24 protein-coding genes and 1 other annotated feature (1 of these 25 running past the window's edge) are annotated in these 25,038 nt (G+C 45.9%); of the genes, 21 read left to right on the forward strand and 3 right to left on the reverse strand.

The annotated features are described in order from the left end of the window. Nucleotides 1-165: a binding site (T-box leader), on the forward strand (it extends 43 nt beyond the left edge of the window). 44 nt (nt 166-209) lie between these two features. Further along, nucleotides 210-2,621, forward strand: a complete 2,412-nt coding sequence (gene leuS / locus ACFQ1X_RS02770; RefSeq protein WP_144838717.1) for a leucine--tRNA ligase — start codon at nt 210-212, stop codon at nt 2,619-2,621. Between the two features lie 282 nt (nt 2,622-2,903). On the opposite strand, the gene ACFQ1X_RS02775 is transcribed toward leuS, so the two are convergent. Continuing rightward, the gene (locus tag ACFQ1X_RS02775; protein WP_144838719.1) at nt 2,904-4,169 is read right to left on the reverse strand and encodes a BaiN/RdsA family NAD(P)/FAD-dependent oxidoreductase; all 1,266 of its coding nucleotides are present in this window, start codon (nt 4,167-4,169) and stop codon (nt 2,904-2,906) included. Between the two features lie 213 nt (nt 4,170-4,382). Between ACFQ1X_RS02775 and ACFQ1X_RS02780 the strand changes: the two genes are divergently transcribed. Together ACFQ1X_RS02780 and ACFQ1X_RS02785 are read left to right on the forward strand one after the other, a co-directional pair. Beyond that, complete coding sequence (locus ACFQ1X_RS02780; protein WP_144838721.1) at nt 4,383-5,990, forward strand: putative polysaccharide biosynthesis protein; 1,608 nt, start codon at nt 4,383-4,385, stop codon at nt 5,988-5,990. Nucleotides 5,991-5,998: 8 nt separating this feature from the next. After that, entirely contained in the window at nt 5,999-6,712 is a 714-nt protein-coding gene (locus ACFQ1X_RS02785) for a pseudouridine synthase (RefSeq protein ID WP_144838723.1), read from the forward strand. 475 nt (nt 6,713-7,187) lie between these two features. On the opposite strand, the gene ACFQ1X_RS02790 is transcribed toward ACFQ1X_RS02785, so the two are convergent. Beyond that, nucleotides 7,188-7,409, reverse strand: a complete 222-nt coding sequence (locus ACFQ1X_RS02790; protein ID WP_084246586.1) for a DeoR family transcriptional regulator — start codon at nt 7,407-7,409, stop codon at nt 7,188-7,190. 306 nt (nt 7,410-7,715) lie between these two features. Here ACFQ1X_RS02790 and pepV point away from each other — a divergent pair, with 306 nt between their 5' ends. From pepV to ACFQ1X_RS02820, 6 genes are all read left to right on the forward strand, one after another. Beyond that, nucleotides 7,716-9,086: a dipeptidase PepV gene (pepV, locus tag ACFQ1X_RS02795; protein WP_144838725.1), complete on the forward strand. Its 1,371-nt coding sequence runs from the start codon at nt 7,716-7,718 to the stop codon at nt 9,084-9,086. A 70-nt stretch (nt 9,087-9,156) separates the two neighbouring features. Beyond that, nucleotides 9,157-10,005 (forward strand): D-amino-acid transaminase, encoded by an 849-nt coding sequence (gene dat / locus ACFQ1X_RS02800; protein ID WP_144838978.1) that lies wholly within the window; start codon nt 9,157-9,159, stop codon nt 10,003-10,005. Nucleotides 10,006-10,094: 89 nt separating this feature from the next. Further along, nucleotides 10,095-10,634, forward strand: coding sequence for an RNA 2',3'-cyclic phosphodiesterase (gene thpR, locus ACFQ1X_RS02805; protein WP_379081270.1), 540 nt, complete (start codon nt 10,095-10,097; stop codon nt 10,632-10,634). Between the two features lie 22 nt (nt 10,635-10,656). Then, on the forward strand, nt 10,657-11,568 hold the full coding sequence (locus tag ACFQ1X_RS02810; RefSeq protein WP_144838729.1) for a diacylglycerol/lipid kinase family protein: 912 nt from the start codon (nt 10,657-10,659) through the stop codon (nt 11,566-11,568). Nucleotides 11,569-11,586: 18 nt separating this feature from the next. Next, entirely contained in the window at nt 11,587-12,234 is a 648-nt protein-coding gene (trmB, locus tag ACFQ1X_RS02815; protein WP_144838731.1) for a tRNA (guanosine(46)-N7)-methyltransferase TrmB, read from the forward strand. A 24-nt stretch (nt 12,235-12,258) separates the two neighbouring features. Next, the gene (locus ACFQ1X_RS02820) at nt 12,259-13,113 is read left to right on the forward strand and encodes a YtnP family quorum-quenching lactonase (protein ID WP_144838980.1); all 855 of its coding nucleotides are present in this window, start codon (nt 12,259-12,261) and stop codon (nt 13,111-13,113) included. A 401-nt stretch (nt 13,114-13,514) separates the two neighbouring features. Here the strand turns inward: ACFQ1X_RS02820 and ACFQ1X_RS02825 are convergent, their stop codons facing one another. Then, nucleotides 13,515-13,829: a hypothetical protein gene (locus tag ACFQ1X_RS02825; protein WP_144838733.1), complete on the reverse strand. Its 315-nt coding sequence runs from the start codon at nt 13,827-13,829 to the stop codon at nt 13,515-13,517. 173 nt (nt 13,830-14,002) lie between these two features. Between ACFQ1X_RS02825 and ACFQ1X_RS02830 the strand changes: the two genes are divergently transcribed. The 12 genes from ACFQ1X_RS02830 to ACFQ1X_RS02885 all read left to right on the forward strand — a co-directional run bounded on the left by ACFQ1X_RS02830 (nt 14,003) and on the right by ACFQ1X_RS02885 (nt 24,958). Then, nucleotides 14,003-15,076: a M42 family metallopeptidase gene (locus ACFQ1X_RS02830; protein ID WP_144838735.1), complete on the forward strand. Its 1,074-nt coding sequence runs from the start codon at nt 14,003-14,005 to the stop codon at nt 15,074-15,076. Nucleotides 15,077-15,125: 49 nt separating this feature from the next. Further along, entirely contained in the window at nt 15,126-15,647 is a 522-nt protein-coding gene (locus ACFQ1X_RS02835) for a DUF84 family protein (RefSeq protein ID WP_144838737.1), read from the forward strand. A 60-nt stretch (nt 15,648-15,707) separates the two neighbouring features. After that, a complete protein-coding gene (locus ACFQ1X_RS02840; RefSeq protein WP_379081275.1) occupies nt 15,708-16,220 on the forward strand; it encodes a hypothetical protein in 513 nt (170 codons plus the stop codon). Nucleotides 16,221-16,232: 12 nt separating this feature from the next. Further along, nucleotides 16,233-16,550 carry a thioredoxin family protein gene (locus ACFQ1X_RS02845; protein WP_144838739.1) on the forward strand — a complete coding sequence of 106 codons (318 nt, stop codon included), beginning with the start codon at nt 16,233-16,235 and terminating at the stop codon, nt 16,548-16,550. A gap of 61 nt (nt 16,551-16,611) precedes the next feature. After that, nucleotides 16,612-17,427 (forward strand): DUF1444 family protein, encoded by an 816-nt coding sequence (locus ACFQ1X_RS02850; RefSeq protein WP_144838741.1) that lies wholly within the window; start codon nt 16,612-16,614, stop codon nt 17,425-17,427. Continuing rightward, nucleotides 17,424-18,032, forward strand: a complete 609-nt coding sequence (gene ytpR, locus ACFQ1X_RS02855; protein WP_144838743.1) for a YtpR family tRNA-binding protein — start codon at nt 17,424-17,426, stop codon at nt 18,030-18,032. The genes ACFQ1X_RS02850 and ytpR overlap by 4 nt, the downstream gene beginning before the upstream one ends. Before the next feature lie 6 nt (nt 18,033-18,038). Further along, a complete protein-coding gene (locus ACFQ1X_RS02860; protein ID WP_144838746.1) occupies nt 18,039-20,447 on the forward strand; it encodes a DNA translocase FtsK in 2,409 nt (802 codons plus the stop codon). A 141-nt stretch (nt 20,448-20,588) separates the two neighbouring features. Continuing rightward, the gene (murC, locus tag ACFQ1X_RS02865; protein WP_144838748.1) at nt 20,589-21,902 is read left to right on the forward strand and encodes a UDP-N-acetylmuramate--L-alanine ligase; all 1,314 of its coding nucleotides are present in this window, start codon (nt 20,589-20,591) and stop codon (nt 21,900-21,902) included. 137 nt (nt 21,903-22,039) lie between these two features. Then, nucleotides 22,040-22,531 (forward strand): DUF948 domain-containing protein, encoded by a 492-nt coding sequence (locus tag ACFQ1X_RS02870; protein WP_144838750.1) that lies wholly within the window; start codon nt 22,040-22,042, stop codon nt 22,529-22,531. Between the two features lie 34 nt (nt 22,532-22,565). Further along, complete coding sequence (locus ACFQ1X_RS02875; protein ID WP_144838752.1) at nt 22,566-23,360, forward strand: YtxH domain-containing protein; 795 nt, start codon at nt 22,566-22,568, stop codon at nt 23,358-23,360. Between the two features lie 15 nt (nt 23,361-23,375). After that, on the forward strand, nt 23,376-23,705 hold the full coding sequence (gene ytxJ, locus ACFQ1X_RS02880; RefSeq protein WP_144838754.1) for a bacillithiol system redox-active protein YtxJ: 330 nt from the start codon (nt 23,376-23,378) through the stop codon (nt 23,703-23,705). A gap of 167 nt (nt 23,706-23,872) precedes the next feature. Further along, the gene (locus ACFQ1X_RS02885; RefSeq protein WP_144838757.1) at nt 23,873-24,958 is read left to right on the forward strand and encodes a bifunctional 3-deoxy-7-phosphoheptulonate synthase/chorismate mutase; all 1,086 of its coding nucleotides are present in this window, start codon (nt 23,873-23,875) and stop codon (nt 24,956-24,958) included. Nucleotides 24,959-25,038 lie beyond the last annotated feature (80 nt).

Raw genomic sequence — 25,038 nt, forward strand, 5'->3', positions numbered from 1 at the left:
CAGAGAGCCGGCGTTTGGTGCAAGCCGGTGGATAAAACGGTCGAACTCGCCTTTGAGTCCGTGTATGTGAATCGAGTAATGTGCACCGTTTTCCGCGTTAAGGAATCAAGTTGGGCGAGTAACTCGCTAATTTGGGTGGTACCGCGGGTGATTCCCGTCCCTTATTTTTATAAGGGGCGGGAATTTTTTATTTTGAGGAGGAAAAGACAATGACATTCAAACACAAGACGATTGAAAAGAAATGGCAGAAACATTGGGAACAGAATAATACGTTCAAGCTGGAGACGGATTTCAGCAAGCCGAAATTTTATGCGCTGGATATGTTCCCGTATCCATCGGGCGCCGGGCTTCACGTCGGCCATCCCGAAGGCTATACAGCGACAGATATTCTAAGCCGTGTGAAACGCATGCAGGGCTTTGACGTACTGCATCCGATGGGCTGGGACGCATTCGGTTTGCCTGCGGAGCAATATGCGCTTGATACAGGAAACGATCCGGCGGAATTCACGGCTAAAAATATCGCGACGTTCAAACGCCAGATCCAGGAACTAGGATTTTCCTATGACTGGGACCGCGAAATCAATACGACAGATCCGAAATATTATAAATGGACGCAGTGGATTTTCATCCAGCTGTACAATAAAGGCCTTGCATATGTGGATGAAGTCGCAGTCAACTGGTGTCCGGCTCTTGGCACAGTTTTGGCCAACGAAGAAGTGATTGACGGCTTGTCCGAACGTGGTGGCCACCCGGTTGAGCGCCGCCCGATGCGCCAATGGGTGTTGCGGATTACGGAATACGCGGACCGTTTGTTGGAAGATTTGAACGATCTTGATTGGCCGGATAGCCTGAAAGACATGCAGCGCAACTGGATCGGCAAGTCCGAAGGGGCAGAGCTTGAATTTCAGGTGGATGGCAATGGCCATTCCTTCCGCGCATTCACGACGCGTCCGGATACAATTTTCGGTGCTACATATGCAGTATTGGCACCGGAACATAAATTGGTGGCGGACGTAACAACTCCTGAACAAACGGAAGCAGTGGAGAAATACATTGATGAAGTGAAAACGAAAAGCGATTTGGAACGGACGGATTTGGCGAAATCAAAATCCGGTGTCTTCACAGGCGCTTATGCCATCAACCCGGCAAGCGGCGAAAAGATGCCGATCTGGATTGCGGATTACGTCTTGGCGACTTATGGAACAGGCGCCATCATGGCGGTTCCGGCACACGATGAACGCGATTATGAATTCGCGAAGCAATTCGACTTGCCGATTGTGGAAGTTGTGTCCGGCGGCAATATCGAAGAAGAAGCTTATGCAGGCGACGGGGAATTGATCAACTCCGACTTCTTGAATGGCATGAATAAAACCGAAGCCATTGCGACAGCAATCGACTGGCTTGTTGCAAAAGGCGTCGGCGAGAAGAAAATCACCTATCGCCTTCGCGACTGGCTGTTCAGCCGTCAGCGTTATTGGGGAGAGCCGATTCCAATCATACACTGGGAAGACGGCACAATGACACCGGTCGAAGACAAAGATCTGCCTGTCGTACTGCCCGTGACAACTGATATCAAACCAAGCGGCACGGGTGAATCACCGCTTGCCAACATTGAAGAGTGGCTGAATGTCGTGCATCCGGAAACGGGCATGAAGGGACGCCGCGAAACGAATACCATGCCGCAATGGGCGGGAAGCTGCTGGTATTACCTGCGTTATATCGATACAGAAAATGACGAAGCGATCGCCGACCCGGAATTGCTGAAACATTGGCTGCCGGTTGATGTCTACATCGGCGGGGCCGAGCACGCCGTGCTGCATTTATTGTATGCGCGCTTCTGGCATAAAGTTTTGTATGATATCGGTGTCGTTCCGACAAAAGAGCCATTCCAGAAATTGTTCAACCAGGGCATGATCCTGGGGGAAGGCAATGAAAAAATGTCGAAATCCAAAGGCAATGTCGTCAACCCGGACCAGATCATTGAAAGCCACGGAGCCGATACGCTGCGTCTTTACGAAATGTTCATGGGGCCGCTTGATGCTTCGATCGCCTGGTCGACAAACGGATTGGAAGGAGCGCGCCGCTTCCTAGACCGTGTGTGGCGTCTGTTCATCGAAGACGAGAAATTGAGCACGAAAATTGTCGGCAAAAACGATGGCAAACTGGAAAAAATCTATCACCAGACCGTCAAAAAAGTGACAGACGATTTCGAAGGGTTGCGTTTCAACACCGCGATTTCACAGATGATGGTATTTATCAATGAAGGTTATAAAGTTGACGCGATTCCAAAAGAATACGTCGAAGGTTTTGTGAAAATGCTTTCTCCGATTGCACCGCATGTTGCCGAAGAGCTGTGGGAGAAAATGGGCCACACGGAAACGATCACGTATGCACAATGGCCGACCTATGATGAATCGAAAATGATCGACGATGAAGTGGAAATCGTTGTCCAGGTCAACGGCAAAGTAAGAACGAAAATGGTAGTGGCGAAAGACATTACGAAAGAAGACCTGGAAGCGGCAGCGTTGGCGGATGAAAACATCCAAAAAGCAGCTGAAGGCAAACAGGTCCGCAAAGTGATCGCGATTCCGGGTAAATTGGTTAACGTGGTAATAGCTTAATAGGATGAAACCGGAGTTCCAGCTTGAGGGCTGGCCCTCCGGTTTTTTTATGGATAAAATTATTGGGTGAATTTGGAAGTTCAGGAGCGGGTTTGTCTCCGGATAGTAAATGGCTCCTTCCGGACAGTTTTTTTATTTTGCGGATAGTATACGATCTGTTCCGGACAGTATTTTAATTCTGAGGACAGTAAATCCTTAATTTGGAAATTAAATTTTTAGAAAATCATTTAACAAGCCATAAAAATAACCCTTCGCATACCAATGCGAAGGGTTTCTTCATTATTAAACTTGTTTAGCAAAATCAGCCGCGCTTCTTCCGGCAACATTGCCGGTAACAAGCGCAGATGTAATATTGTAGCCACCGGTATAGCCGTGGATATCGAGGATTTCACCGCAGAAATAAAGGCCGGGCTTTTTACGGGATGCCATTGTTTTCGGCTCGATTTCTTTAATGGAGACGCCGCCTCCGGTAACGAAAGCCTTTTCGATGGGCTGCGTGCCGGTGACGTCCATGGTAAATGCAGTAAGTTCCGTTGCCATGGCACGTACTCTATCATTGGCAAGTTCGGCGCCGGTGAGTGCTGGATCAATTCCCGCACGATTCAGCAGGAACAGCAGCCAGCGTTCCTGGCCCAGGCTTTTCCAAACATTTTTAACCGCTTTTTTCGGTTCCTCTTTCATCATTTTCATGAGAAGCTGGAATGCAGATTCCGTATTTTCTCCCGGCATCGAGTTGATACGCATTTCGACCGGTGCACCGCCGTTTTTTTTCATCTCTTTTACAACGTATTGACTGCAGCGCAAAATAGCGGGCCCGCTTAGACCGAAATGAGTGAAAAGCATGTCCATCTGGTGAGTCACCAGAACTTTTCCTTTTTTATTCAACACCGAAACAGCAACATCGCGAAGGGCCAGCCCCTGAAGGTCGCGGCTGACGATGAATGGTTCTTTGGACAGCAGAGGCACTTCGGTCGGATACAAATCGGTTACTAAATGGCCGGCTTTTTCTGCCCACGGGTAACCGTCGCCGGTGGATCCGGTTTGCGGAACGGCTTTGCCGCCGACTGCGACAACGATTGACTTGGCTGTATACTCTTCGCCGGTATGAAGGCGGACACCCGTCACTTTGTCATCAGTCATCAATAACTTCTTAACCGGAGAATCCAGCAGAATTTCGACGCCAAGACGGTCCATTTCGCGGAACATGGCATCAGCCACATCCTGTGCGCGATTGGATACCGGGAACATGCGGCCATGGTCTTCTTCTTTCAACGCCACGCCGAGTCCTTCAAAAAAAGAAATGATGTCTTCATTATTGAACACTGAAAACGGACTGTGAAGGAACCGTCCGTTGCCGGGTATATGTTTCACAATTTCGTCAAGAGACAAGCGGTTGGTGACATTGCAGCGTCCGCCGCCTGAGATGATTAACTTTTTGCCGAGCTTTTTGCCTTTTTCAATCAATAAAACTTTCTGGTTTCGTGAAGCAGCGGCGATGGAGGCCATCAGACCTGAGGGACCCCCGCCGATAATAATAACGTCATACATAATAGGAAGAACTCGCTTTCGTTTTTAGTTTGTTTATAAATAAGCGCTTTGGCTTTTATCTTGTCCAGACTCCAGTGCTTGTCGGGGCTAAACAGGCGATTCCGCTTTTATTTAGTATACACGATGCTTCAAAATCCGTTGAGTAATTCTGTTTATAAGTGTAAACTATCGTGTAGATTGTTTTTTTATCAAGACTTAGTCAGGAAGTGCAAAATGTCAACGTTAATCAAAGGAACCGCCATTTTGACCCTGGGCCTGTTTTTATCCAAAGTGCTTGGTGTCATTTATATTATCCCGTTTTACAGTTTGGTTGGATCAGATAATATCGGACTTTACCAATACGCCTATATTCCTTATAATTTGATGCTCGCAGTTGCTATATCCGGGGCGCCGATTGCTTTTTCAAAATTTGTTGCCAAATACAATAGTCTCGGTGATTACGAAACCGGCAGGAGGCTGCTTCGTTCAGGACTCCTGACAATGATGGTCACCGGTTTCGTGTCATTTTTAGCGCTATATCTGCTGGCTGATGTCATCGCTCAGATTACGATTGACCCGGAAGACAAATTTTTTACTGTCACGGATGTGGCGGATGTAATCCGCTGGGTCAGTTTTGCTTTGATCGTCGTGCCATTCATGAGCCTTTGGCGCGGGTTTTTTCAGGGCTATAATTACATGATGCCCACTGCTGTTTCACAATTGATCGAGCAGATTGTGCGGATTATCTTCCTGTTGGCTGGTGCGTTCGTCGTTATCAATCTTTTGGGCGGCACACCAAAAACAGCTGTCCAATTCGCTGTGTTGTCAGCGGCCGTTGGTGCTCTGGGCGGAGTACTCGTCCTTTTCTATTATTGGAAAAAGCGGAAGCCGGAATATGATGAACTCCGGGCCACTTCGGTTGAATCATACGATGTCGGACTTCGGGATATGTACAAGGAAATCATAGCCTATGCAATTCCGGTTGTGTTCCTTGGGGTGGCGAATCCATTGTTCCAATTTATCGATATGCTGACATTCAATATGGGGATGAGCAGCACGGATAATGTGGAAAACACCAGTCTTTATCTGGGAATCCTGAATTTGACAGCACATAAGCTGGTTATGATTCCAGTGATGCTCGCTACAGGTTTTTCAATGGCGCTGATTCCATTGATTACCAAATACTTTACTTTGAACGAACACAAAGCTTTGACCCGGACGCTTGACCAATCGTTCCAAATGATTGTCTTTCTTACCTTACCGGCAGTAGTCGGAATGACGTTATTATCTGACGAGCTCTACCATATATTCTATCAAAACAGTGAAATTGGCTCCGAGATTCTGTCGCATTATTTGCCGGTGGCCATCCTCTTTTCTTTATTCCCTGTAACAGCATCCATCCTGCAGGGAATCAATCAACAGAAATGGATTATCCTGAATTTATTGACAGGGCTGTTGCTGAAATTATCATTGAATATTCCATTGATCAGCATGTTTGAAACGGATGGTGCGATCGCTGCGACAATCATCGGCTATTCCGTTGCGATTGCGATGAATATTGGTGTCATTATAGTGACCATGCAATATCGATCATCACTGGTTATCCGCCGACTGTTCTTCATTATATTAATGAATGCGGTTATGGCAATAGTTGTATTGCTGACTTTGGCTGGCCTTGAGCTCTTTATTGGGATGGACAGCAAATTCCAGTCGATTGTTCGGATACTGATCGTAGGGGGAATTGGCGGTGCTGTTTACGGATTTATCGCTCTCCGCACAGGCATTGCGCAGAAATTATTCGGCGAACGCCTGACAAAATACACACGGAAATTCGGCTTTTAGGAGGCGCTATGCGGATAGATAAATATTTATCAAATATGGGTTTCGGTTCACGCAAAGATGTAAAAGTTCTTTTGAAATCGAAGGCAGTGGAAGTGAACGGCGAAATCGTGCGCGACGCAAAACAGCACGTGGACGAAGTGGCCGATCTGGTGACTGTGGCTGGTGAAGAAGTGGAATATGCGGAATTCATCTACTTGATGATGAATAAACCCCCGGGCGTTATTTCCGCCACTGAAGATAAATACGACGAGACTGTCATCGATCTTCTAGGTGACGGGGAACGTCATTTCGAGCCGTTTCCAGTCGGCCGTCTGGACAAGGACACTGAAGGTTTATTGCTTCTGACGAACGACGGCAAATTGGCACATGAATTGCTGTCCCCGAAAAAGCATGTGGCGAAGACATATTATGCACGGATTGACGGACGGGTGACAGAAGAAGACGGCGAGGCATTCCGGAAAGGTGTCATTTTGGATGATGGCTATCAAACAAAAGAGGCTTTCCTGAAAATTATCCAAAGCGGTGAAGAGTCGGAGATAGAATTGACGATTACCGAAGGGAAATTCCATCAGGTCAAGCGCATGTTTGAAAGTGTCGGCAAAACAGTCGTATACCTGAAACGCCTGTCGATGGGATCGCTTCAGTTGGATCCCGATCTCGAGCTGGGCGAATACCGTTATTTAACGGAAGATGAATTAACTGGATTGAAAGAGAAAAAATGACCGCGGGTGCGGTCATTTTTTTCAGCTTGTTGAGAAAGTAAAAATGAAAACCGATATTCCGCAAAACAGCTACGCTTGCCAAAACCCGTGCTCCTGCATCGCTGCGCTAGCTTCGTCGCAAAGACTCGGCCGAACTCCCTTCGGCCAACTCTTGGCTTGCGCTGAGCTAACTCGGTCTCGTTTCACTTCGCCCGAGTGGATCTCAGCACTTCGCTTGGTCCCCTGGGCGTCTTCGCTGTTTTGCTCCATATCTCAGATTGCTTTCTCTAAAAGCATATACTTTTAAGTCAATTTCAAGAAACATGCATTCCGATTTTACCTTGAACACGAGTGAAGCGTCCGTCTAAAACGAAATGATTTGAGAAGCGGACAGTTTCTCAACAGCCTCGAAAAAATGACCGCGGATGCGGTCATTTTTTTTGTTGTAGGACTATTTTTTTTGGCGTCCAGACTCCAGTGGCCCAGCTTTTCTGTCTTAAGATGTCATCTTCACTTTTTTCTGCGTCGTTGTCCATTTGCCCCGACTTGGACTTGTCACCAAATCGTTAAAGGCCAATACATTCAAATCTCTTTGAATTGTGCGAGGAGTGATGCCGAATTCATCGACTAAATCTTGCGTAGTTACAGTCCCGTTTTCGAGGATGTACTTATACATATCTTTAATTCGAATTAGCATGCGATCCGTAGTAGGTTTCATAAAAGAGAACCACTCCTTCATCTTTTTTCCCATTGGCAAAGACTAGCGGACGAGATGCCGGGGTTTACCCAGCCGGTTTTTGTGAGTGTTTAGACATCCCCCTAAAAATTATCTGCCAGTTCAATTTATCTGACAATTTAATTATATCGAAAATATGTTTTAATATCCATGTTTATAATTTAATTTACTTAAATTTACATATATTTTACAAAGTATGTGGCTGATAATTTATCAGAAAATAGCCGGTATTTCTTTAAAAAATTCTTAAAAGGTGTACAATAGTTGTAATATAAGAGGGGTGTATATATGGACTGGCAGCTGGAAGCGGAAAAAAGACAGGAAAATATGCTGAAGGAATTACAGGAACTTATTGCGATTCCAAGTGTGTTGAATACAGACGCAACACCGGATGCCCCTTTTGGCAAGGAAGTAAAAAGGGCATTGGACTGGTTTTTGGAGAAAGGCCGTGAAAGTGGCTACCAGGTAAAAAATGTGGATAATATCGCCGGACATCTGGAAATCGGTGAAGGCGATGAACTTCTTGGCATATTGGGCCATGTCGATGTGGTGCCGACCGGAGACGGTTGGACAAAAAACCCTTTTGGCGGTGTCATTGAAGACGGAAAATTATTCGGCCGAGGTGCAATTGATGATAAAGGGCCGACAATCGCTGCCTGGACGGCTTTGAACATGGTGAAAGATGCAGGCTTCAAATTCAATAAACGCGTAAGACTGATCATCGGCACCGATGAAGAAAGTGGTTTCCGTTGTGTCGAGAATTATTTTCAAAAAGAAGAAATGCCGACGATCGCTTTTGCGCCGGATGCAGATTTTCCGATCATTAATGCGGAAAAAGGCATAGCTGCTCTGGTATTTTCACAGTCATATACCGGCAGGGAAGATCAATTGCTCACTTTCAAATCAGGTGAGCGCACCAATATGGTCCCTGATTTCGCAGAAGCGGAACTTGAAGGACGTTTGGCAGACTGGAAAAATGAATTTGAAAAGTTCACCTCTAAATATAATGTAGGATTTTCTGCTGTCGAGGAAGATGGCCGGGTTAAATTAACCGTTCAGGGAAAAGCGGCTCATGCAATGGAACCGGATGACGGCATCAATGCAGGAGTGATGCTCTCTTTATTCCTCAAAGACCATCTGACGGGTGACGGACAGGTTTTCACGGAGTTTATTGCAGAGAAATTTTACGGAGATACGCGTGGCAAGTCGTTGAATCTGGCGTTTACGGACGAAGCTTCAGGGGACACGACTTTCAATGCCGGAATTATGCGTTTTGAAAAAGCTAAGGGCGGAACGGTCGAGGTCAGTATGCGCTATTCGATTTCGTGCCCTTTTGATGAAGTGATGGAAGAGATACAAGCGGAAGGCTTTTCCGTGAACGTACATTCCAATTCCAAACCTCATTATGTGGATGAAAACGATCCATTCATAAAGACGCTGCAGAATGCCTATGAAAAGCAGACCGGCGAAAAAGCGGAATTGCTGGCCATCGGCGGCGGCACGTATGCCAGGGTGATGGACAAAGGAGTTGCATTCGGCATGCTGTTCCCGGGCGAAAAGGATGTCGCCCACCAGCTTGATGAATTTGTGGACATTAAGAATCTGGTGAAGGCGACGGCGATTTATGCTGAAGCAATCAGTCAGTTGGCTTGCGATTAAAAAAATAAATAATTTATTTCATACAATGATGACTGAAAAACTATCAACTGGAGAGAAAGAAGGAATGGACATGGAATGGATTTTGCACAACGATGAGTTTATTCAGGAAGATAAGCTGACGATATCAAAAGAGGACCGTGGCTATCAATTCGGTGACGGGATTTACGAAGTGATCCGTGTTTATGGAGGAGATCTCTATACGGCGAAAGAGCATATCGACCGATTCTATGACAGTGCCGAAAAAGTGAAAATTGTCGTCCCTTATACCAAAGACGTGTTTCACAAATTGATGTACGACCTGGTAGAGAAAAATGAAATCAATAACGGCCAGGTATATGTCCAGATTACCCGCGGATCATATGTGCGTCAGCATCAATTTCCGGCAGACAGCACACCGGTCGTTGTCGGGTACACCAAAACGGTTGAGCGACCTCTGGAATTGATGCGTAACGGGGTGCGCGCGAAATTTATCGAAGATATGCGCTGGCTCAGGTGTGATATCAAAAGCCTCAACTTGTTGGGCAATGTAATGGCAAAACAGGAAGCGCATGAAAGTGGCTGTTTTGAGGCTGTGCTGCACCGCAGCGAAATGATAACGGAAGGTTCATCTTCCAATATGTATGGTATCAAAGAAAATGTGCTTTACACACATCCTGCCACAAACCTGATTTTGGATGGCATCACGAGAAGAACTATTTTGGAACTTTGTGCGGAACTGGGGATTAATGTCCAGCAAACACCGATGACCAAAGACCAGGCGCTCCAAATGGATGAGTTCTTCATGTCCTCGACGACAGCAGAAATTATTCCTCTTATTGATATTGATGGTTCCAAAATTGGGGATGGCACACGTGGTGCTCTGACTGAAAAACTTCAGAAAGCTTTCGAGGCAAGATTGAATTTGGGTGTACAAATTTAGTCTGCAAAGAATGAAAACAGTATTCGGCAAACGCTGAATGCTGTTTTTTTGCAAGATTAAAAATGGTAAACTGATTAAAGGTGATGACAATGGAGAATCATTATTTTATTGGAATAAAAGTCCCTTTGCAGACTTCGCGATCCCTGGCCGAACAGAGGAATTCCTGGGGTCTGTTGAGCCATAAACGCATTCCGGTTGCAGAAGATCTGCATATTACTTTGGTGTTCATCGGCGGGGACCCACAGGGAGAGATTGATGCTGCTGCAGATGCATTGGAGCAAGTGGAGCAAGCTCCCTTTGATGTGACAATAACCGGCACAGGTTATTTCGGTAAACCGGAGCGGCCGCGAGTGGTATATGCAGCAATCGAAGAAAATGTTTTATTGAATGAATTGCAAAAGAAGATCAAACAAGCGCTCAGCGGATTTCGTTGGAGCCCGGATAACAAACCTTTTGTGCCCCACATCACGCTCGCCAATAAATGGACAGCAAAAGAAGCATGGACCGAAATTCCGGCACTTGAACCTGAACGATTCGGGGTGACGGAATTCTGTTTGTTCCGGATTGAGCCTGGCAGTACCCCCCGTTATGTTGCAATAAAAACTTATAAGTTGAAGGATGGCGTATAATTGCGCCAATGGGCGAGGTCAGATGAGAACAATTTTTGTAATAAATCCGGTGGCCGGAAACGGCAATTCGATGAAGAAGTGGCAGAAGTTCAAAGAAACAATCCACTTTCCTTATGAACTGGCGGTCAGCCGTTATAGCGGACATGCCACTGAACTGGTGAGGGAATTGCATAATTCTCCCGATCCGGTGTTGGTAGTCGGCTTTGGTGGTGACGGCACGCTGCGGGAAGTGATTGACGGCGCTGCCGGTGCGCCGCAGTTAATTGTGGGCTCCATTGCGGCGGGATCCGGCAATGATTTTGGGCGGGGCTTCCATTCTTTTGCGGATGCCGGGGAAATTGCTACCTTTTTGGCAAACCCGGAAAGCACCAGAAAAGATTTGGGTGAATTTGTTGACGATAAGACCCATCATTTTGTCAGCAGCTCAGGCATCGGATTTGACGCAGAAATTTCGGTAATGGTCAATCGATCCAGGATCAAGCGATGGCTCAATAGGATCGGCATGGGCAAACTTGTGTATTTCTTATACGTGGTCATCACTTTGCTGAGGTTCCGTCTGTTTTGCCTTACTGTCGAGCTTGAGGGGGAAACGGTCCATTATGATAAAGTCTGGTTCGCCACTGTCAACAATCAACCGTATTTTGGCGGCGGCATGAAAATTTCGCCGCATTCAGTAGCGGACGACGGCATCCTTGAGCTGACGGTCGTCAACCGACTTTCCCGATTGAAACTGCTGCTTGTTTTTGGTACGGTATTCAGCGGGAAGCATTTGAGATTCAAAGAAGTCCACCAGCTCCAAGGCAAAAAGTTTTCATTGGCGGCAGACCGGGCTGTTTACCGCCATGTGGACGGTGACAGCGCCGGAAGAACTCCCGGAAATCGCAGTATCCCGTATTATGTCAGCAAGAACGAATGGTATTCTGTAAATAAATGATGGAAAGAGGAACAAGAAATGAGAGCAAGATATAAACCATGGGCAGCGGAACTGATCGAAGCCCATCCGGGAATTGTGATTCCCGAACCCGAGAAATTGAAAGGCAGATGGCAGGAGGAGTTCGGCAATGCCAATCCTCTGCACATCGAAGCGGGTTCCGGCAAAGGCCGGTTCATTACGGGAATGGCACAGGCCAATCCCGATATTAATTATATTGGCATTGAATTATTCGACAGTGTGATCATCACGGCACTTCAAACGGTACTGGAAACAGAAGGCGGCATTCCGAATCTCCGGCTCTTGCGCGTGAATGCACAGGAAATGGAAAGCTTTTTTGAAAAGAATGAAGTTGACCGCATGTACCTGAACTTTTCCGATCCGTGGCCGAAAACGCGTCACGCAAAACGCCGGCTGACGCACGAATCATTTTTAAGTTTGTATGAAACGGTGCTGCCGAAAAATGGGGAAATCCATTTCAAGACGGACAACCGCGGACTGTTCGAGTATTCACTGACGAGCATTTCCGATTACGGCATGCTGTTGAAAGACGTGTCCTTAGATCTGCATGCCAATGAACCGGAATGGAACATTATGACCGAGTACGAAGAGAAATTCATGAAAAAAGGACAGCCGATTTACCGGATGGAAGCGCAATATAATTCTTAAGCTACAGTAGAAGGGGATGGGATGATGGAGAAATTTGATTTTCACGAAATGACTTTGACCTGGCTCGACGGCGGCACAACGAATCTGGACGGGGGCACAATGTTTGGCGTTGTTCCAAAAGTGGTGTGGTCGAAAAAGTACGCGGTGGATGAAAAGAATAATATCGAATTGCCGACTCATCCGATCCTCATTCAATTTGACGGCCATAATATTTTAGTTGACAGCGGACTTGGCGACGGAAAATTATCCGAGCGGCAAATTCGCAATCTTGGAGTAACTTCTCAATCTTCATTGGATAATGAACTTGCGGAGCTTGGGCTTTCTGCGGGGGACATCGACACGGTGCTGATGACGCATCTGCATGGAGACCACGCGGCAGGATTGACTTCAAAACAGGGTGAGGAATACGTTTCCGCTTTTCCGAATGCGAAAATTTATGTGTCGTCTATAGAGTGGGATGAAATGCAGCATCCGAATATCCGCTCCCGCAACACTTACTGGAAAGAGAATTGGGAGCCAATCCGGAACCAGGTGGAAACATTTGAAAATGAGCTGACACTGTTTGGTGCCATTACGATGATTCACACGGGCGGCCATTCAAATGGCCACGCAGTCATCAAACTGGAAAGTGGAGGGGAAACGATTCTCCATATGGGCGACATCATGCCGACCCATGCCCACCAGAACCCGTTATGGGTGTTGGCTTATGACGATTACCCGATGGATTCGATCTATGCGAAAGAACGGCTGATGAAAGAAGCTCTGGAGAAGGGCTATTATTTCTCGTTCTATCACGACGCCTATTACCGTTTGCTGAAATGGAGCAAGGACGGCAAAGAGATTGTGGAATCGCTGAAGTATAAAGAGAAGAATAGCTGATTTTGAAGGAGGCACCGCTTTAGCGGTGTCTTTTTTTATGCATGGATAATACTAACCGCAACTAAATGGTAGATAACCGCAACTAATTGGTCCATAACCGCAACTAAATGACCCATAACCGCAACTAAATCGGGAATAACCGCAACTAAAGATAAAAAAATAGAAAATAATGGAAATCATCATGGCTGACAAATTCTAGCCGCACCCCATATGAGTTAAACCGCACCCCAGATCTCTCAAGCCGCACCTCAGAAGGTTTAACCCGCACCCGGGACCAATCAAGCCGCACCCCAAGAGCGACCATCTCGAAACCCATAATATTTCCATGCAAAACGCACAAAAAAAACAGGCAAGCGAAATAATTTACGCTTGTCTGCAGGTTAGATGTATTGATTTTGCTACTAGATTTTTGAAACTTCCACAACCGCACCAGTAAAAGCGTCTGCCATGAATTCAAATTGCTCTAGTTCATCGTCGCGGTGGCGTGTGATGCCGCCTTTGTAGACGTCGGTCGTAATTGCGTGCTGTGTATAAGGTTCTGTTTTCATATAGATCCATGAGCCGTCAATCGGACCTTCTTCTTTAAATGAATTCTTCACTTGCTTCAGTACTTCATCTGCCGGGTAAAGCTTCTGGCTGCGGTCCACCATTTCTTTGACGACAAACGTTGCAGCCACACCTGTGGCAAAGCCGATTAGTAAATCACGATTTTTCAATGAAATCCCTCCTATACTTGCTGGCTAAATTGTACCATAATTTATAAATAAACGAGAAATGATAACAGCCCCTGTAATTCCTGTCTTTCGGTTATCGAAATAAAAAAGTGGAAATAAACTGAAAAAAGAACTAAACTGAATGAAGGCATTTTATTTTAGGAGGAAGTTGAATTATGAATAGTGAAACAAGAGAATTATTCAAGACCTTAACAGAGTTGCCTGGAGCCCCTGCCAACGAGCATGCTGTCCGCAAATTCATGAAAAAAGAATTAGGCAAGGTTTCAGATGAACTGATTCAGGACAATCTGGGCAGTATTTTCGGCGTTAAGCACGGCGAAGGGGACGGACCCCGCATCATGGTCGCCGGCCATATGGACGAAGTCGGATTTATGGTGACACAAATTACGGACAATGGCATGATCCGCTTTCAACCGCTTGGCGGCTGGTGGAACCAGGTAATGCTGGCGACACGGGTGGAAATCATGGTCGGTGACAAAGCGATTCCAGGGGTGATCGGTTCAATCCCTCCACATCTGTTAAGTGAAGAAATGCGCAGCAAACCGATGGAAATTAAAAATATGCTCATCGATATCGGCGCGGATGACCGTGACGATGCATTGTCGTTCGGCGTTCGGCCGGGGCAGCAAATCATTCCTTACAGCCCATTTACACCAATGGCCAATGACAAAAAAATTATGGCGAAAGCATGGGATAACCGATACGGCTGCGGTTTGGCAGTTGAATTACTGCGGGAATTGAAAGATGAAAAATTGCCGAACGAGCTGTTTTCCGGCGCGACGGTGATGGAAGAAATCGGACTGCGTGGTGCATCGACGGCTGCCACGATGATCAACCCCGATATTTTCTTTGCGCTTGACGCAAGTCCTGCGAATGACGCTGATGGCAATAAAAACGAATTTGGCCAATTGGGCAAGGGAACGCTTCTGCGCATCCTGGATAAGAGCATGGTCACTCACCGTGGCATGCGTGAATTCGTTCTTGATACAGCGGAATCGAACAATATTCCTTACCAGTATTTCATTTCACAAGGCGGTACGGACGCCGGACGCGTGCATCAGGCAAACGAAGGTGTGCCAAGTTCCGTAATCGGAATCTGTTCCCGCTATATCCATACTTCTTCATCGATTATCCATACGGATGATTATGCAGCTGCGAAGGAGCTATTGGTGAAGCTGGTCAAATCGGCTGACCGCACAACCGTGGAAACAATTAAAAATAATGTATAAAATGTAAAAAGGTGCCCTCGGGCACTTTTTTTTATCGGGGGGAAAAATGATGAACAGTTTAAAAATTGCCGTAGCATCCCAAAACCCTGCGAAAATCAGGGCGGTCACGGAATGCTTCAGTGAGCTCGGGATAGAAGCTGAAATAATCTCAACAGAAACAGAATCAGGCGTCGCCTCACAACCTTTTTCAATAGAAGAGACCAGACAGGGGGCTGTTAACAGAGCTTCAGCTGCACTCTCAAAAGGATTTGATCTGGCTATTGGCCTGGAAGGCGGTGTCTTCGAACTCGAAGGCTCGATGTATTTGTGCAATTGGGGGGCGATGGCCGGTTCCGGCGGAAAACTCTATACAGCGGGCGGCGCACAAATTCCATTGCCGGAAGAAATCGCGCGCGAGTTGAAAAACGGCTTTGAACTCGGACCGGTCATGGATCATTATGCAAATGAAACCGGCATCCGGCACCATAAAGGGGCCATCGGAATTTTGACAGGCGGTTTGGTGAACCGCGGAGATATGTTCGGCCATATTGTGAAGCTTCTCGTCGGACAATACCAGCTGGACAGCGGTTGAGTTGCATGTGAATGGAAACATCTTTAAAATAGGAATCAGCAAAGCAGGGGAGGAAGACACGTGAGACGGTCAGCTTTTATTACAGGAACTGTGTTGTCCGCATTGTTATTGGCCGGATGCATGGGAACTCCTGAAGAACGATTGGCGGAAGGGCTTTCTGAAACCCGCCTGGCTTTTGAAGAAGAGCCGCCGGAAACCAATGAAACCGCCGGAGAGACAGAACTTTATCTGCCTGGGGGGTACGATATCGAAGAACCTTCTGATGAAAACAATATTATTTTGACTAAGGGCAGCGATTCCTATGTGCTGTTCATCAATCCCAATGAAGCTCCAGACAGTAAATTCTTCTACGATCTTCAAAAAGCGAATGAAGAACAGGAATGGACTGCAGATGAGACCTTCGAACAAAATGGCCGTTTCGGTTTCGCGACGCTAAGATCCATAGCGGAAGACCGTTTTGAAGTGGTCGTCAGTGCAGGCGGCGTTAAAATGACCACCATTTCCGAAGAGTCGGATGTTCCAGGGAATATGGCATGGATGATGAATACCGTGCGTTCCATCGAAGAAAATTGAGGTGAATAATTTATGAAGAAACTTGAATCCATCGAACAATTCAATGAACACAAAGAAGGACAGGGCACAATTTTCATGTTTACAGCCGGCTGGTGCCCGGATTGCCGAGTCATTGACCCGATCATGCCGGATGTAGAACAAACTTTTTCAAATTACAATTTCCTGTCAGTGGACCGGGATGAATTCATCGACCTTTGCATCGAGCTTGATGTATATGGCATTCCGAGCTTCCTAGCTTTCAGCAAAGGACAGGAATTGGGCCGGTTCGTCAGCCGCGACAGGAAAACCCAGGAAGAAATTGAAGGTTTTATTGCCGGATTGCAATCATAATATACCGACGGTTCGCCTGAGAAGGTCGAACCGTTTATTTTTGACAGAGAGGAAGATCAATATGAACTCCACACAATTGGTGAATCTTTTAAGAGAACGATTGCCGAGCCGGGATTTGGAATGGCGCTACGATCGCGAAAAAAATACAGCGAATATCCATCATTTAAAAATCGGGAAGGGCCTGACGCTCGATTTGCCGAAAATCACAAGCCGTTATGAAACAAAAGGCGAAGAAGCTGTGAACGAAATAATCTACACGATCAATGAGACGTTCAAAGCGATGGAGCGCGAGGCCGAAGGGGACCTCCCGGGAGGAGAACATATTTATCCGGTCATCCGCTCGACTTCTTTTCCAGTGGTATCCAATGAGGGGAACCGTTTTATCACATCGGACCATACAGCGGAAACCCGGATTTTTTATGCGCTCGATACTGGGGCAGCCTATCGCTTAATTGATGAAAATGTGTTAAATTCATTAAGTCTGACAGAAGACCAGCTCAAGGAACTCGCAAGATTCCAGGTCAAGAAGCTGAAAACTGCAGTCAAGGAAGACCACGTTGCTGGAAACGTGTTTTATTTCCTCAATGAAAATGATGGTTATGACGCATCGCGAATTTTAAATGAGACGTTTCTGAAAGATATGAAAAAGAAAATTACCGGAGACATGACGGTGTCCGTCCCGCATCAGGATGTAATGATCATCGGCGATATCCGCAATGAGTCAGGCTATGATGTGCTCGCGCAGATGGCGATGCATTTCTTCACAAATGGCAAGGTGCCGATCACGTCACTGTCATTTGTATACGAAAACGACGAATTGGAGCCGATCTTCATCCTGGCAAAAAATAGACCCGAAGAGGAGAACGATAAGAAATGAATGCATTTTATAATAAACAAGGAATCGGCGACGTATTGCTCGTTCAGCTGCAAACAGAAACGCCTGAGAAAATCCAGACGGAGATCAGCGGAGACATTACGCTGATCAAAGACGGTAAAGAGGCAATCGCTGGCTTCAACCTTTTCAATGCTTCACAATACATCAGCTTCCCTGAGACTGGAACGATTGATGTGTCAGAACAACTGGTTACCGAATTGCAGAATGCGCTGGAAAAGAACAGTGTTGAATTTTTACTTGAAGTCGACTTGTCTCCTAAGTTTGTAGTCGGTTATGTAGAAACGATGGAAAAACATCCGAATGCCGATAAATTGAATGTTTGCCAAGTAGCAGTCGGAACTGAAAAACTGCAGATAGTTTGTGGAGCACCCAATGTGGCAGCGGGACAAAAAGTGGTTGTCGCTAAAGCGGGCGCCGTAATGCCTTCAGGAATGCTTATCAAAGATGCAGAACTTAGAGGCGTAGCGTCAAGCGGCATGATTTGTTCTGCCAAAGAATTGGCCCTGCCGGATGCACCACAGGAAAAAGGAATATTGGTTTTGGAAGATGACAATGAAATCGGATCCCCATTTGAAGTAAAGGCGTGACTTGTTATGAGCTGGGTTAAAAAAATATGGAACCGTATGTTTGCCGATGAAGTCGAGGAAGAAGTTGAACAGCAATACACAGCTCCTGTCGAGCAGAAGAGCGCGCATGTGCCTTTTCGTTTTCCATTGATCACCGATGAGGAAAGGGAAGTCTTTCTGAAAAAAGAGCAAAGTGGCGAAAAAATTACGATGGCTGAAGTCAGGGAAGAATTAATGCGCCGGCCATCACAAACGGCGCCGCAACCTGCCCGAAGGGAAATTCGGCCGGAACCGGTAAGTGCCCCGCGCCAACCTGCGCAATGGCAGCCCCAATCTCCTGAACCAAAACAGGAAATCAACAAAGCTGAACCCATTCGGCGGCGCTTTGAACCGACCAGGATTCCATCGCCAATCCACGGGTTCAACGAAAGAAAACCGGAACCGATTGAAATTCTTCTTGAACAAAAAGAATTGAAAGAGGACTTTCAACAGGCGATTCTGCCGCAAACAATGGTGGAAAAAGAGGTTTTGGAACCGGATAATGAAGAAACGGGAAATGCTGCGGCACCCGGACAATTGATGTCAGAGCCAGAAAAAGAAGCCATGGAAGAAAAGGCCGTACCTCCAGCAGATTCAGAACAACCGGAGGAGCTTCCTGCACAAGAGACAGCCGCTGAACCTGCAGAAGAACCGACTGCGGATATTTCATTGGATGAACAGGTGGTACATAGCGAAAAAACTTCAGAACCTGCTGCCTTACAGCAGGCTGTCAGTGTCGATGCAGTAAAGAAAAAAGAAAAAACTGTGCCTTTTAATGTGCTGATGCTGAAATCGGATAAAGAGAAATTCAAAAAGCTTAACGCTATGGCACCAAAGGAACAAACGAAGGTTCCCCCAATTGAAAAGCCGGAAATTAAACCGGAACCGAAAGTTTTTGCAGAAACAGAATCGGCAGGAGAATCTCCTGTTATAGAAGCAATGGACGAATCAGGTTGTTCGGAATCCGTTGAAACAGCCCCTGTGGCAGCGTATGAATATCCGCACAGTAGTTTTCTGCAAGCGCCGGAAAATGACCGGAAAGATGAGGCGTGGATGGAAGAGCAGGGGGAGCGGCTGATAGAAGCACTTTCCCATTTCCAGATAAAGGCTACAATTCATAGCATCGTCCAGGGACCGGCTGTCACACAATTCGAGTTGACTGTGGCACAAGGCGTCAAAGTCAGCAAAATTCGTAATTTAGCGGATGACCTGAAATTGGCGCTGGCAGCAAAGGATATTCGAATCCAGGCCCCGATTCCGGGTAAAAGTTCAATCGGCATCGAAATTCCGAATAGGGCTTCAAGGGCTGTGCGCATTTCTGAAGTAATTGGCAGTGCCCAATTCCAGGATTCGGATTCTCCTTTGGAAGCAGCACTGGGACTTGATTTGACCGGAAAACCGGTAACACTTGATTTGCGGAATATGCCTCACGGTCTGATTGCCGGAGCGACTGGTTCCGGTAAATCCGTGTGCATCAATTCACTGCTCGTCAGTCTTCTGTACAAATCATCCCCTCAAGATCTTAAGTTATTGTTAATCGATCCGAAAATGGTGGAATTGGCACCTTATAATCACATTCCGCATTTGGTCAGTCCGGTAATTACAGATGTGAAGGCAGCCACTGCTTCACTGAAATGGGCGGTTTCCGAAATGGAACGGCGATATCAGCTGTTTGCCCATACGGGAGTGCGCGATATCAGCCGTTATAATAAGATGGTCAAAGAAAAAGCTGACCATGCACAGCATCTGCCTTATATTCTGATCGTCATTGATGAGCTGGCCGATCTGATGATGATGTCGCCTTCCGATGTCGAAGATGCAATTTGCCGGATCGCGCAAAAAGCACGCGCCTGCGGGATCCATCTGGTTATTGCTACGCAGCGGCCATCTGTGGATGTCATCACCGGTTTGATCAAATCAAATATTCCGACACGCATCGCTTTTTCTGTTTCTTCTCAAGTGGACAGCCGTACAATCCTGGATTCGCAGGGAGCGGAGCGTTTACTGGGAAGAGGGGATATGCTGTATCTGGGCAATGGCATGTCTGCACCAAGCCGGATACAGGGAACTTTCGTGACGGATGAAGAAATTGAGAAAATTATTTCACATGTCCGCAGCCAGGGAGAACCTGAATATTTCTTCAAAGAAGAAGAATTGATCAAAATGAATGGCTCCGGAGCAGAACAGGATGACCTTTTTGAAGAAGCCTGCCGTTTTATTATGCAGCAGGGCAGCGCCTCGACCTCCCTTCTGCAGCGTAAGTTTCATATCGGCTATAACCGTGCAGCGCGGCTAATGGACCTCATTGAAGAACACGGGTTTATTTCAGAGCAGAATGGCAGCAAAGCCCGCTCTGTGCTGATTACTGAAGAAGATATTTCCGAAGTCTTCCAATAATAAGTTTTATTATTTTAAAATATTGATAATATTGCATTTTAATAAAAATATGATATAATCGAATGATTGTTTGAACTAATCGGCTATCCACTTCAAATGGGATGGAATAGACTACTTTCAACTTCCACAGGAGGTTCACTTATGACAGTTTTACATTTTACCGGCATAAAAGGCTCAGGAATGAGCCCGCTTGCTCAGATTATGCATGATATGGGCAACGAAGTGCAGGGCTCGGATATCGCCAAATATTTCTTTACAGAGGAACGTCTGCGGGATAGAGGTATTTCCATTCTTCCTTTCAATCCGGAAAATATCAATGCCAATATGACAATTGTTGCCGGAAATGCTTTTAATGATGACCATCCGGAACTTGTGCGTGCACGGGAAGTTGGCGCGACCATCATCCGTTATCACGAATTTCTTGGTGATCTGATGAAACAATATGTGTCTGTGGCGATAACCGGCGCTCACGGGAAAACTTCAACAACCGGTCTGATGGCACATGTACTGAACGGTTATAAGCCAGTTTCTTATCTCATTGGGGATGGCACGGGCTATGGCGCTGAAGATTCACATTTCTTCGTTGTTGAAGCCTGTGAATACCGCCGCCATTTCCTTGCCTATCATCCGGATTATGCAATCATGACCAACATCGATTTTGACCATCCGGATTATTTTGCCGGCATAGACGATGTGTTCAAGGCGTTTGAAGAAATGGCACAGCAAGTGAAAAAATGCATTATCGCATGCGGGGATGATGAACATCTGCAGCAACTGCAGTCACCCGTGCCAATGGTTTATTATGGATTCGGTGAAGAAAATGATTTCCAGGCACGCAATGTCATCAAAACCACAGAAGGAACTACTTTTGATGTGGTGATCCGCAATGAATTTTTCCATACGTTCACGATTCCAATGTTCGGTGACCATACGATTTTAAATGCGCTTGCTGTTATTTCGCTCTGCCATTATGAAAATATTCCGGCTGCCACCATCCAACAGCAATTCAGCGGATACCAGGGTGTCAAGCGGAGATTTTCACAAACCGACATAGGCGACCGCATTCTGATCGACGATTATGCACACCATCCGACAGAAATTCGCGCAACATTGCAATCTGCACGGCAAAAATTTCCTGACCGTGAAGTGATTGCGATTTTCCAGCCGCATACATTTACACGGACGCAGACATTCCTGCAGGAATTTGCGGATTGCCTGAGTGAAGCTGACCAGGTGTATCTTTGTGATATTTTCGGTTCTGCACGCGAAGAGGCCGGAACATTGACCATCAGTGATCTGGAAGAGAAAATTCCGGATTGCCGCTTGATTCAAGTGGAAGACGTGGCAAATCTTACTGATCATAAAAATGGTGTATTTCTGTTCATGGGAGCGGGAGACGTCACCAAGTTTAAAGAAGCATTTGAAAATCTGCTTGCAACAGAGGAAACAGTCTGACCTTCGGGTTGGACTGTTTTTATTTTTTTTGCAGGTTATTCGTAAACTTTTATAGAATTAATGTAGAGGGACTGTGTTTAGCTGCAGTTCGACGAGGGTAGAAATCTATATAACAGAATGTAAAAGGAGGAATTATGATGGATTGGCAAATACTGCTTTATATTGCCGCAATCGTGGCTGCAGTCGGATTTTTAATTCTATGCATAGCTTTGGCAATGACATTGAATTCATTGAAAAACACATTAAAAGAAGTTTCAGGCACTGTTGCCGGACTTGAAAACCAATTGCAGGGGGTGACGTTGGAAACAACCAATCTGCTGCATAAAACAAACGAGCTTGCTGAAGACATTCAGGTGAAGACCGAAAAACTTAATGGTGTTGTAGATGCTGTTAAAGGTGTCGGCAATTCGGTAACTGACTTGAATGCTTCTGTAAGACGCATTACAATGTCCATCGCTTCACAGGCTGAACAAAATGAAGAAAAAATTGCACAGGTTGTGCAGTGGAGCAATGTGGCTATGGGAGTCCGCGATAAATGGAAAGCGAGAAAAGCTTATAGCAGCCAGCAGTCTGAAACCTATCAGCCTGTACCGGGACAGAAACAGCTTCCGCATAACGATCAATACTGATAAAAAAACCAATAATTAACTGGAGGAATGTAAAATGACTGGAAACAATGATTTCAATAACCAAAAACCGAATTATAACGACACGCAATATAATAAAGACTTCTATTCGACTTCAGGGCAAAGCTATCAACAAAGTGACTATGTACCGCAGTCTTACGGCATGTCCAGCCGCTATGACGACTTGTACGATTATGAGGAAGAGTCGGGCTCAGGCAGCTTTCTTGCCGGCGCACTTGTAGGCGTGGTCATTGGAGCTGCAGCAGCTTTATTCCTTGCGCCAAAATCAGGAAAAGAATTCCGCGGCGATCTGAATACACAAGTTTCTTCTTTGAAGGAAAAGAGCCAAAGCTCCAAATCAGAATCTGACAGCGAAGGCGGCTTTAAGCAACAGCTTAAAGATCAATCCTCAAAAGTTGTTGATAAAGTAAAAGGCGTCAAAGGCGGTTCTTCACCAATGGATGACGGCACAGCTTCATCTGAAGGGGAAGAGTCGATTGATATGCATGCGACAATCGAAAACACTGTCCATGAATCCAATAAAGAAACGGAAACAGCGGGCAATGAAGCATATACGTCCACAGCCAATGCTTTAAAAGAAGCTGTTGAAGAAGTGAATGATGAAAGTAAATCGGGATCGGGTTATTCAACTGGTTCAACAACAAAAGATGACGTGAAACATAACACCGGTTCGAATAAAAACTCGAATGCCGGTGATAGTTTCAACAAAAAAAAGTCTGGAAATCCGAGCAACAAAAACACATCCGGAAGCAATAACCCGAATAAAAACAATTCCAATTCCAACAGCAATAAAAACAACTCTACAAAATAATTGGGAGCGGATAAAATGAAAAATCTAGTAAGAGTACAGAATTTGGACAGCCTTAAAAAAGCTGTCGAAGGTACACAAAGCTACTGGCTTTTCAAACACAGCAGTACGTGCCCGGTTTCTGCAGCTGCCTGGAACGAATACAATGAGTATTGTTCCCTGCACCCCAACCAGCTTTTCCTGTTCCTGGTGGTTCAGGAAGATAAGGAATTATCACAGGAAATTGCAGAAATCACACAAATTAAACATGAGTCGCCCCAATTAATGCATTTTTCGAATATGCAAGTGGATTGGCATGCGTCTCACAATAAAATTAAGAGCAAGTCCATGCAAGAATTTATTGCTTAATCAAGAGGCCGGAGCCCAGTGCTCCGGCCTTTTTAGGTGAAAAACACTTTAGCGCGTTGAAGCGCTAAAACTTTTCTCGTGACATTAATGGATACTTTGCATATAATGGTCCTATCATGTTAAGATGAATCACCGATAAAAGGTGATTTGCGAAAGGGGAAATTAGGATGAGCCAAACTGATTTAGAACAGCTGAGAGAAAAAGTCGATGCAGTTAACCTGCAAATTCTGTCCCTTATAAACGACAGAGCTTCCGTGATTCAAGAGATCGGAAAAATTAAAGAAAAACAAGGAATGAACAGATATGATCCGCTTCGTGAGCGTCATATGCTGAATTTGTTGAAAGATAATAATAACGGTCCATTAGACCAAAAAACGGTTGACCATATATTCAAGGAAATATTCAAATCTGCTTTGGATATGCAGGAAGAAGATACGCGCAAAACATTGCTCGTATCCCGCAAGAAAAAAGCCGAAGACACAATTATCAATATCAATGGAGAAATGGTCGGGCAGGGCGAACCTTCCTTCATCTTCGGCCCATGCGCGGTGGAATCCCAAGAACAAGTGACTACAGTAGCAGAAGCTATCGGAGGCAAAGGGCTGAAGATGATCCGCGGCGGGGCTTACAAACCTCGTACTTCTCCATATGATTTTCAGGGATTGGGTCTCGAAGGCCTAAAAATGTTGAAAAAAGCTGCAGATCAATATAACCTGGCAGTGGTTTCTGAAATCGTTACACCGCATCATTTGGAAGAAGCACTTGATTATGTTGATGTCGTGCAGGTCGGCGCACGAAATATGCAGAACTTCGAATTATTGAAAGCGGTTGGCAGCATCAATAAACCGGTTCTGCTGAAACGCGGGATGTCTGCAACGATTGAAGAATTCATCAATGCAGCCGAATACATCATCGCTTCAGGTAACAGCCAAATCATTCTTTGTGAACGCGGAATCCGCACGTATGAAAAAGCGACCCGCAACACACTGGATATTTCAGCTGTTCCGATTCTCAAACAGGAAACGCATTTGCCTGTATTTGTGGATGTAACGCATTCTACAGGACGCCGCGATCTATTGCTGCCGGCTGCAAAAGCAGCAATCGCCATCGGAGCAGACGGCGTTATGGCAGAAGTCCACCCGGACCCTGCAGTAGCCCTGTCAGATGCACAGCAACAGATGAACCTTCCACAATTCGACGAGTACTACGATTCGTTGATGAAGTTCATGAAGCAATACGAAATGAAAATTTAACACCAAAAAGCCGGGCAGAACCCCGGCTTTTGTTTTATTTTCAATGAATAATTTAAATATCATTTAGTTACCGCTTCGGC

This window comes from Metaplanococcus flavidus (assembly GCF_042675885.1).
Lineage (GTDB): Bacteria > Bacillota > Bacilli > Bacillales_A > Planococcaceae > Planococcus > Planococcus flavidus.

Bases quoted from the DNA above. Each gene is read 5' to 3' on its own strand.
- ytpR (WP_144838743.1), top strand. From the start codon at position 17,424: ATGAATGCATTTTATAATAAACAAGGAATCGGCGACGTATTGCTCGTT.
- ACFQ1X_RS02875 (WP_144838752.1), top strand. From the start codon at position 22,566: ATGACTGGAAACAATGATTTCAATAACCAAAAACCGAATTATAACGAC.
- thpR (WP_379081270.1), top strand. From the start codon at position 10,095: ATGGAGAATCATTATTTTATTGGAATAAAAGTCCCTTTGCAGACTTCG.
- trmB (WP_144838731.1), top strand. From the start codon at position 11,587: ATGAGAGCAAGATATAAACCATGGGCAGCGGAACTGATCGAAGCCCAT.
- ACFQ1X_RS02885 (WP_144838757.1), top strand. From the start codon at position 23,873: ATGAGCCAAACTGATTTAGAACAGCTGAGAGAAAAAGTCGATGCAGTT.
- ACFQ1X_RS02870 (WP_144838750.1), top strand. From the start codon at position 22,040: ATGGATTGGCAAATACTGCTTTATATTGCCGCAATCGTGGCTGCAGTC.
- ytxJ (WP_144838754.1), top strand. From the start codon at position 23,376: ATGAAAAATCTAGTAAGAGTACAGAATTTGGACAGCCTTAAAAAAGCT.
- ACFQ1X_RS02820 (WP_144838980.1), top strand. From the start codon at position 12,259: ATGGAGAAATTTGATTTTCACGAAATGACTTTGACCTGGCTCGACGGC.
- ACFQ1X_RS02775 (WP_144838719.1), bottom strand. From the start codon at position 4,169: ATGTATGACGTTATTATTATCGGCGGGGGTCCCTCAGGTCTGATGGCC.
- ACFQ1X_RS02785 (WP_144838723.1), top strand. From the start codon at position 5,999: ATGCGGATAGATAAATATTTATCAAATATGGGTTTCGGTTCACGCAAA.
- murC (WP_144838748.1), top strand. From the start codon at position 20,589: ATGACAGTTTTACATTTTACCGGCATAAAAGGCTCAGGAATGAGCCCG.
- leuS (WP_144838717.1), top strand. From the start codon at position 210: ATGACATTCAAACACAAGACGATTGAAAAGAAATGGCAGAAACATTGG.
- ACFQ1X_RS02810 (WP_144838729.1), top strand. From the start codon at position 10,657: ATGAGAACAATTTTTGTAATAAATCCGGTGGCCGGAAACGGCAATTCG.
- ACFQ1X_RS02850 (WP_144838741.1), top strand. From the start codon at position 16,612: ATGAACTCCACACAATTGGTGAATCTTTTAAGAGAACGATTGCCGAGC.
- pepV (WP_144838725.1), top strand. From the start codon at position 7,716: ATGGACTGGCAGCTGGAAGCGGAAAAAAGACAGGAAAATATGCTGAAG.
- ACFQ1X_RS02790 (WP_084246586.1), bottom strand. From the start codon at position 7,409: ATGAAACCTACTACGGATCGCATGCTAATTCGAATTAAAGATATGTAT.
- dat (WP_144838978.1), top strand. From the start codon at position 9,157: ATGGAATGGATTTTGCACAACGATGAGTTTATTCAGGAAGATAAGCTG.
- ACFQ1X_RS02830 (WP_144838735.1), top strand. From the start codon at position 14,003: ATGAATAGTGAAACAAGAGAATTATTCAAGACCTTAACAGAGTTGCCT.
- ACFQ1X_RS02845 (WP_144838739.1), top strand. From the start codon at position 16,233: ATGAAGAAACTTGAATCCATCGAACAATTCAATGAACACAAAGAAGGA.
- ACFQ1X_RS02835 (WP_144838737.1), top strand. From the start codon at position 15,126: ATGAACAGTTTAAAAATTGCCGTAGCATCCCAAAACCCTGCGAAAATC.
- ACFQ1X_RS02780 (WP_144838721.1), top strand. From the start codon at position 4,383: ATGTCAACGTTAATCAAAGGAACCGCCATTTTGACCCTGGGCCTGTTT.
- ACFQ1X_RS02860 (WP_144838746.1), top strand. From the start codon at position 18,039: ATGAGCTGGGTTAAAAAAATATGGAACCGTATGTTTGCCGATGAAGTC.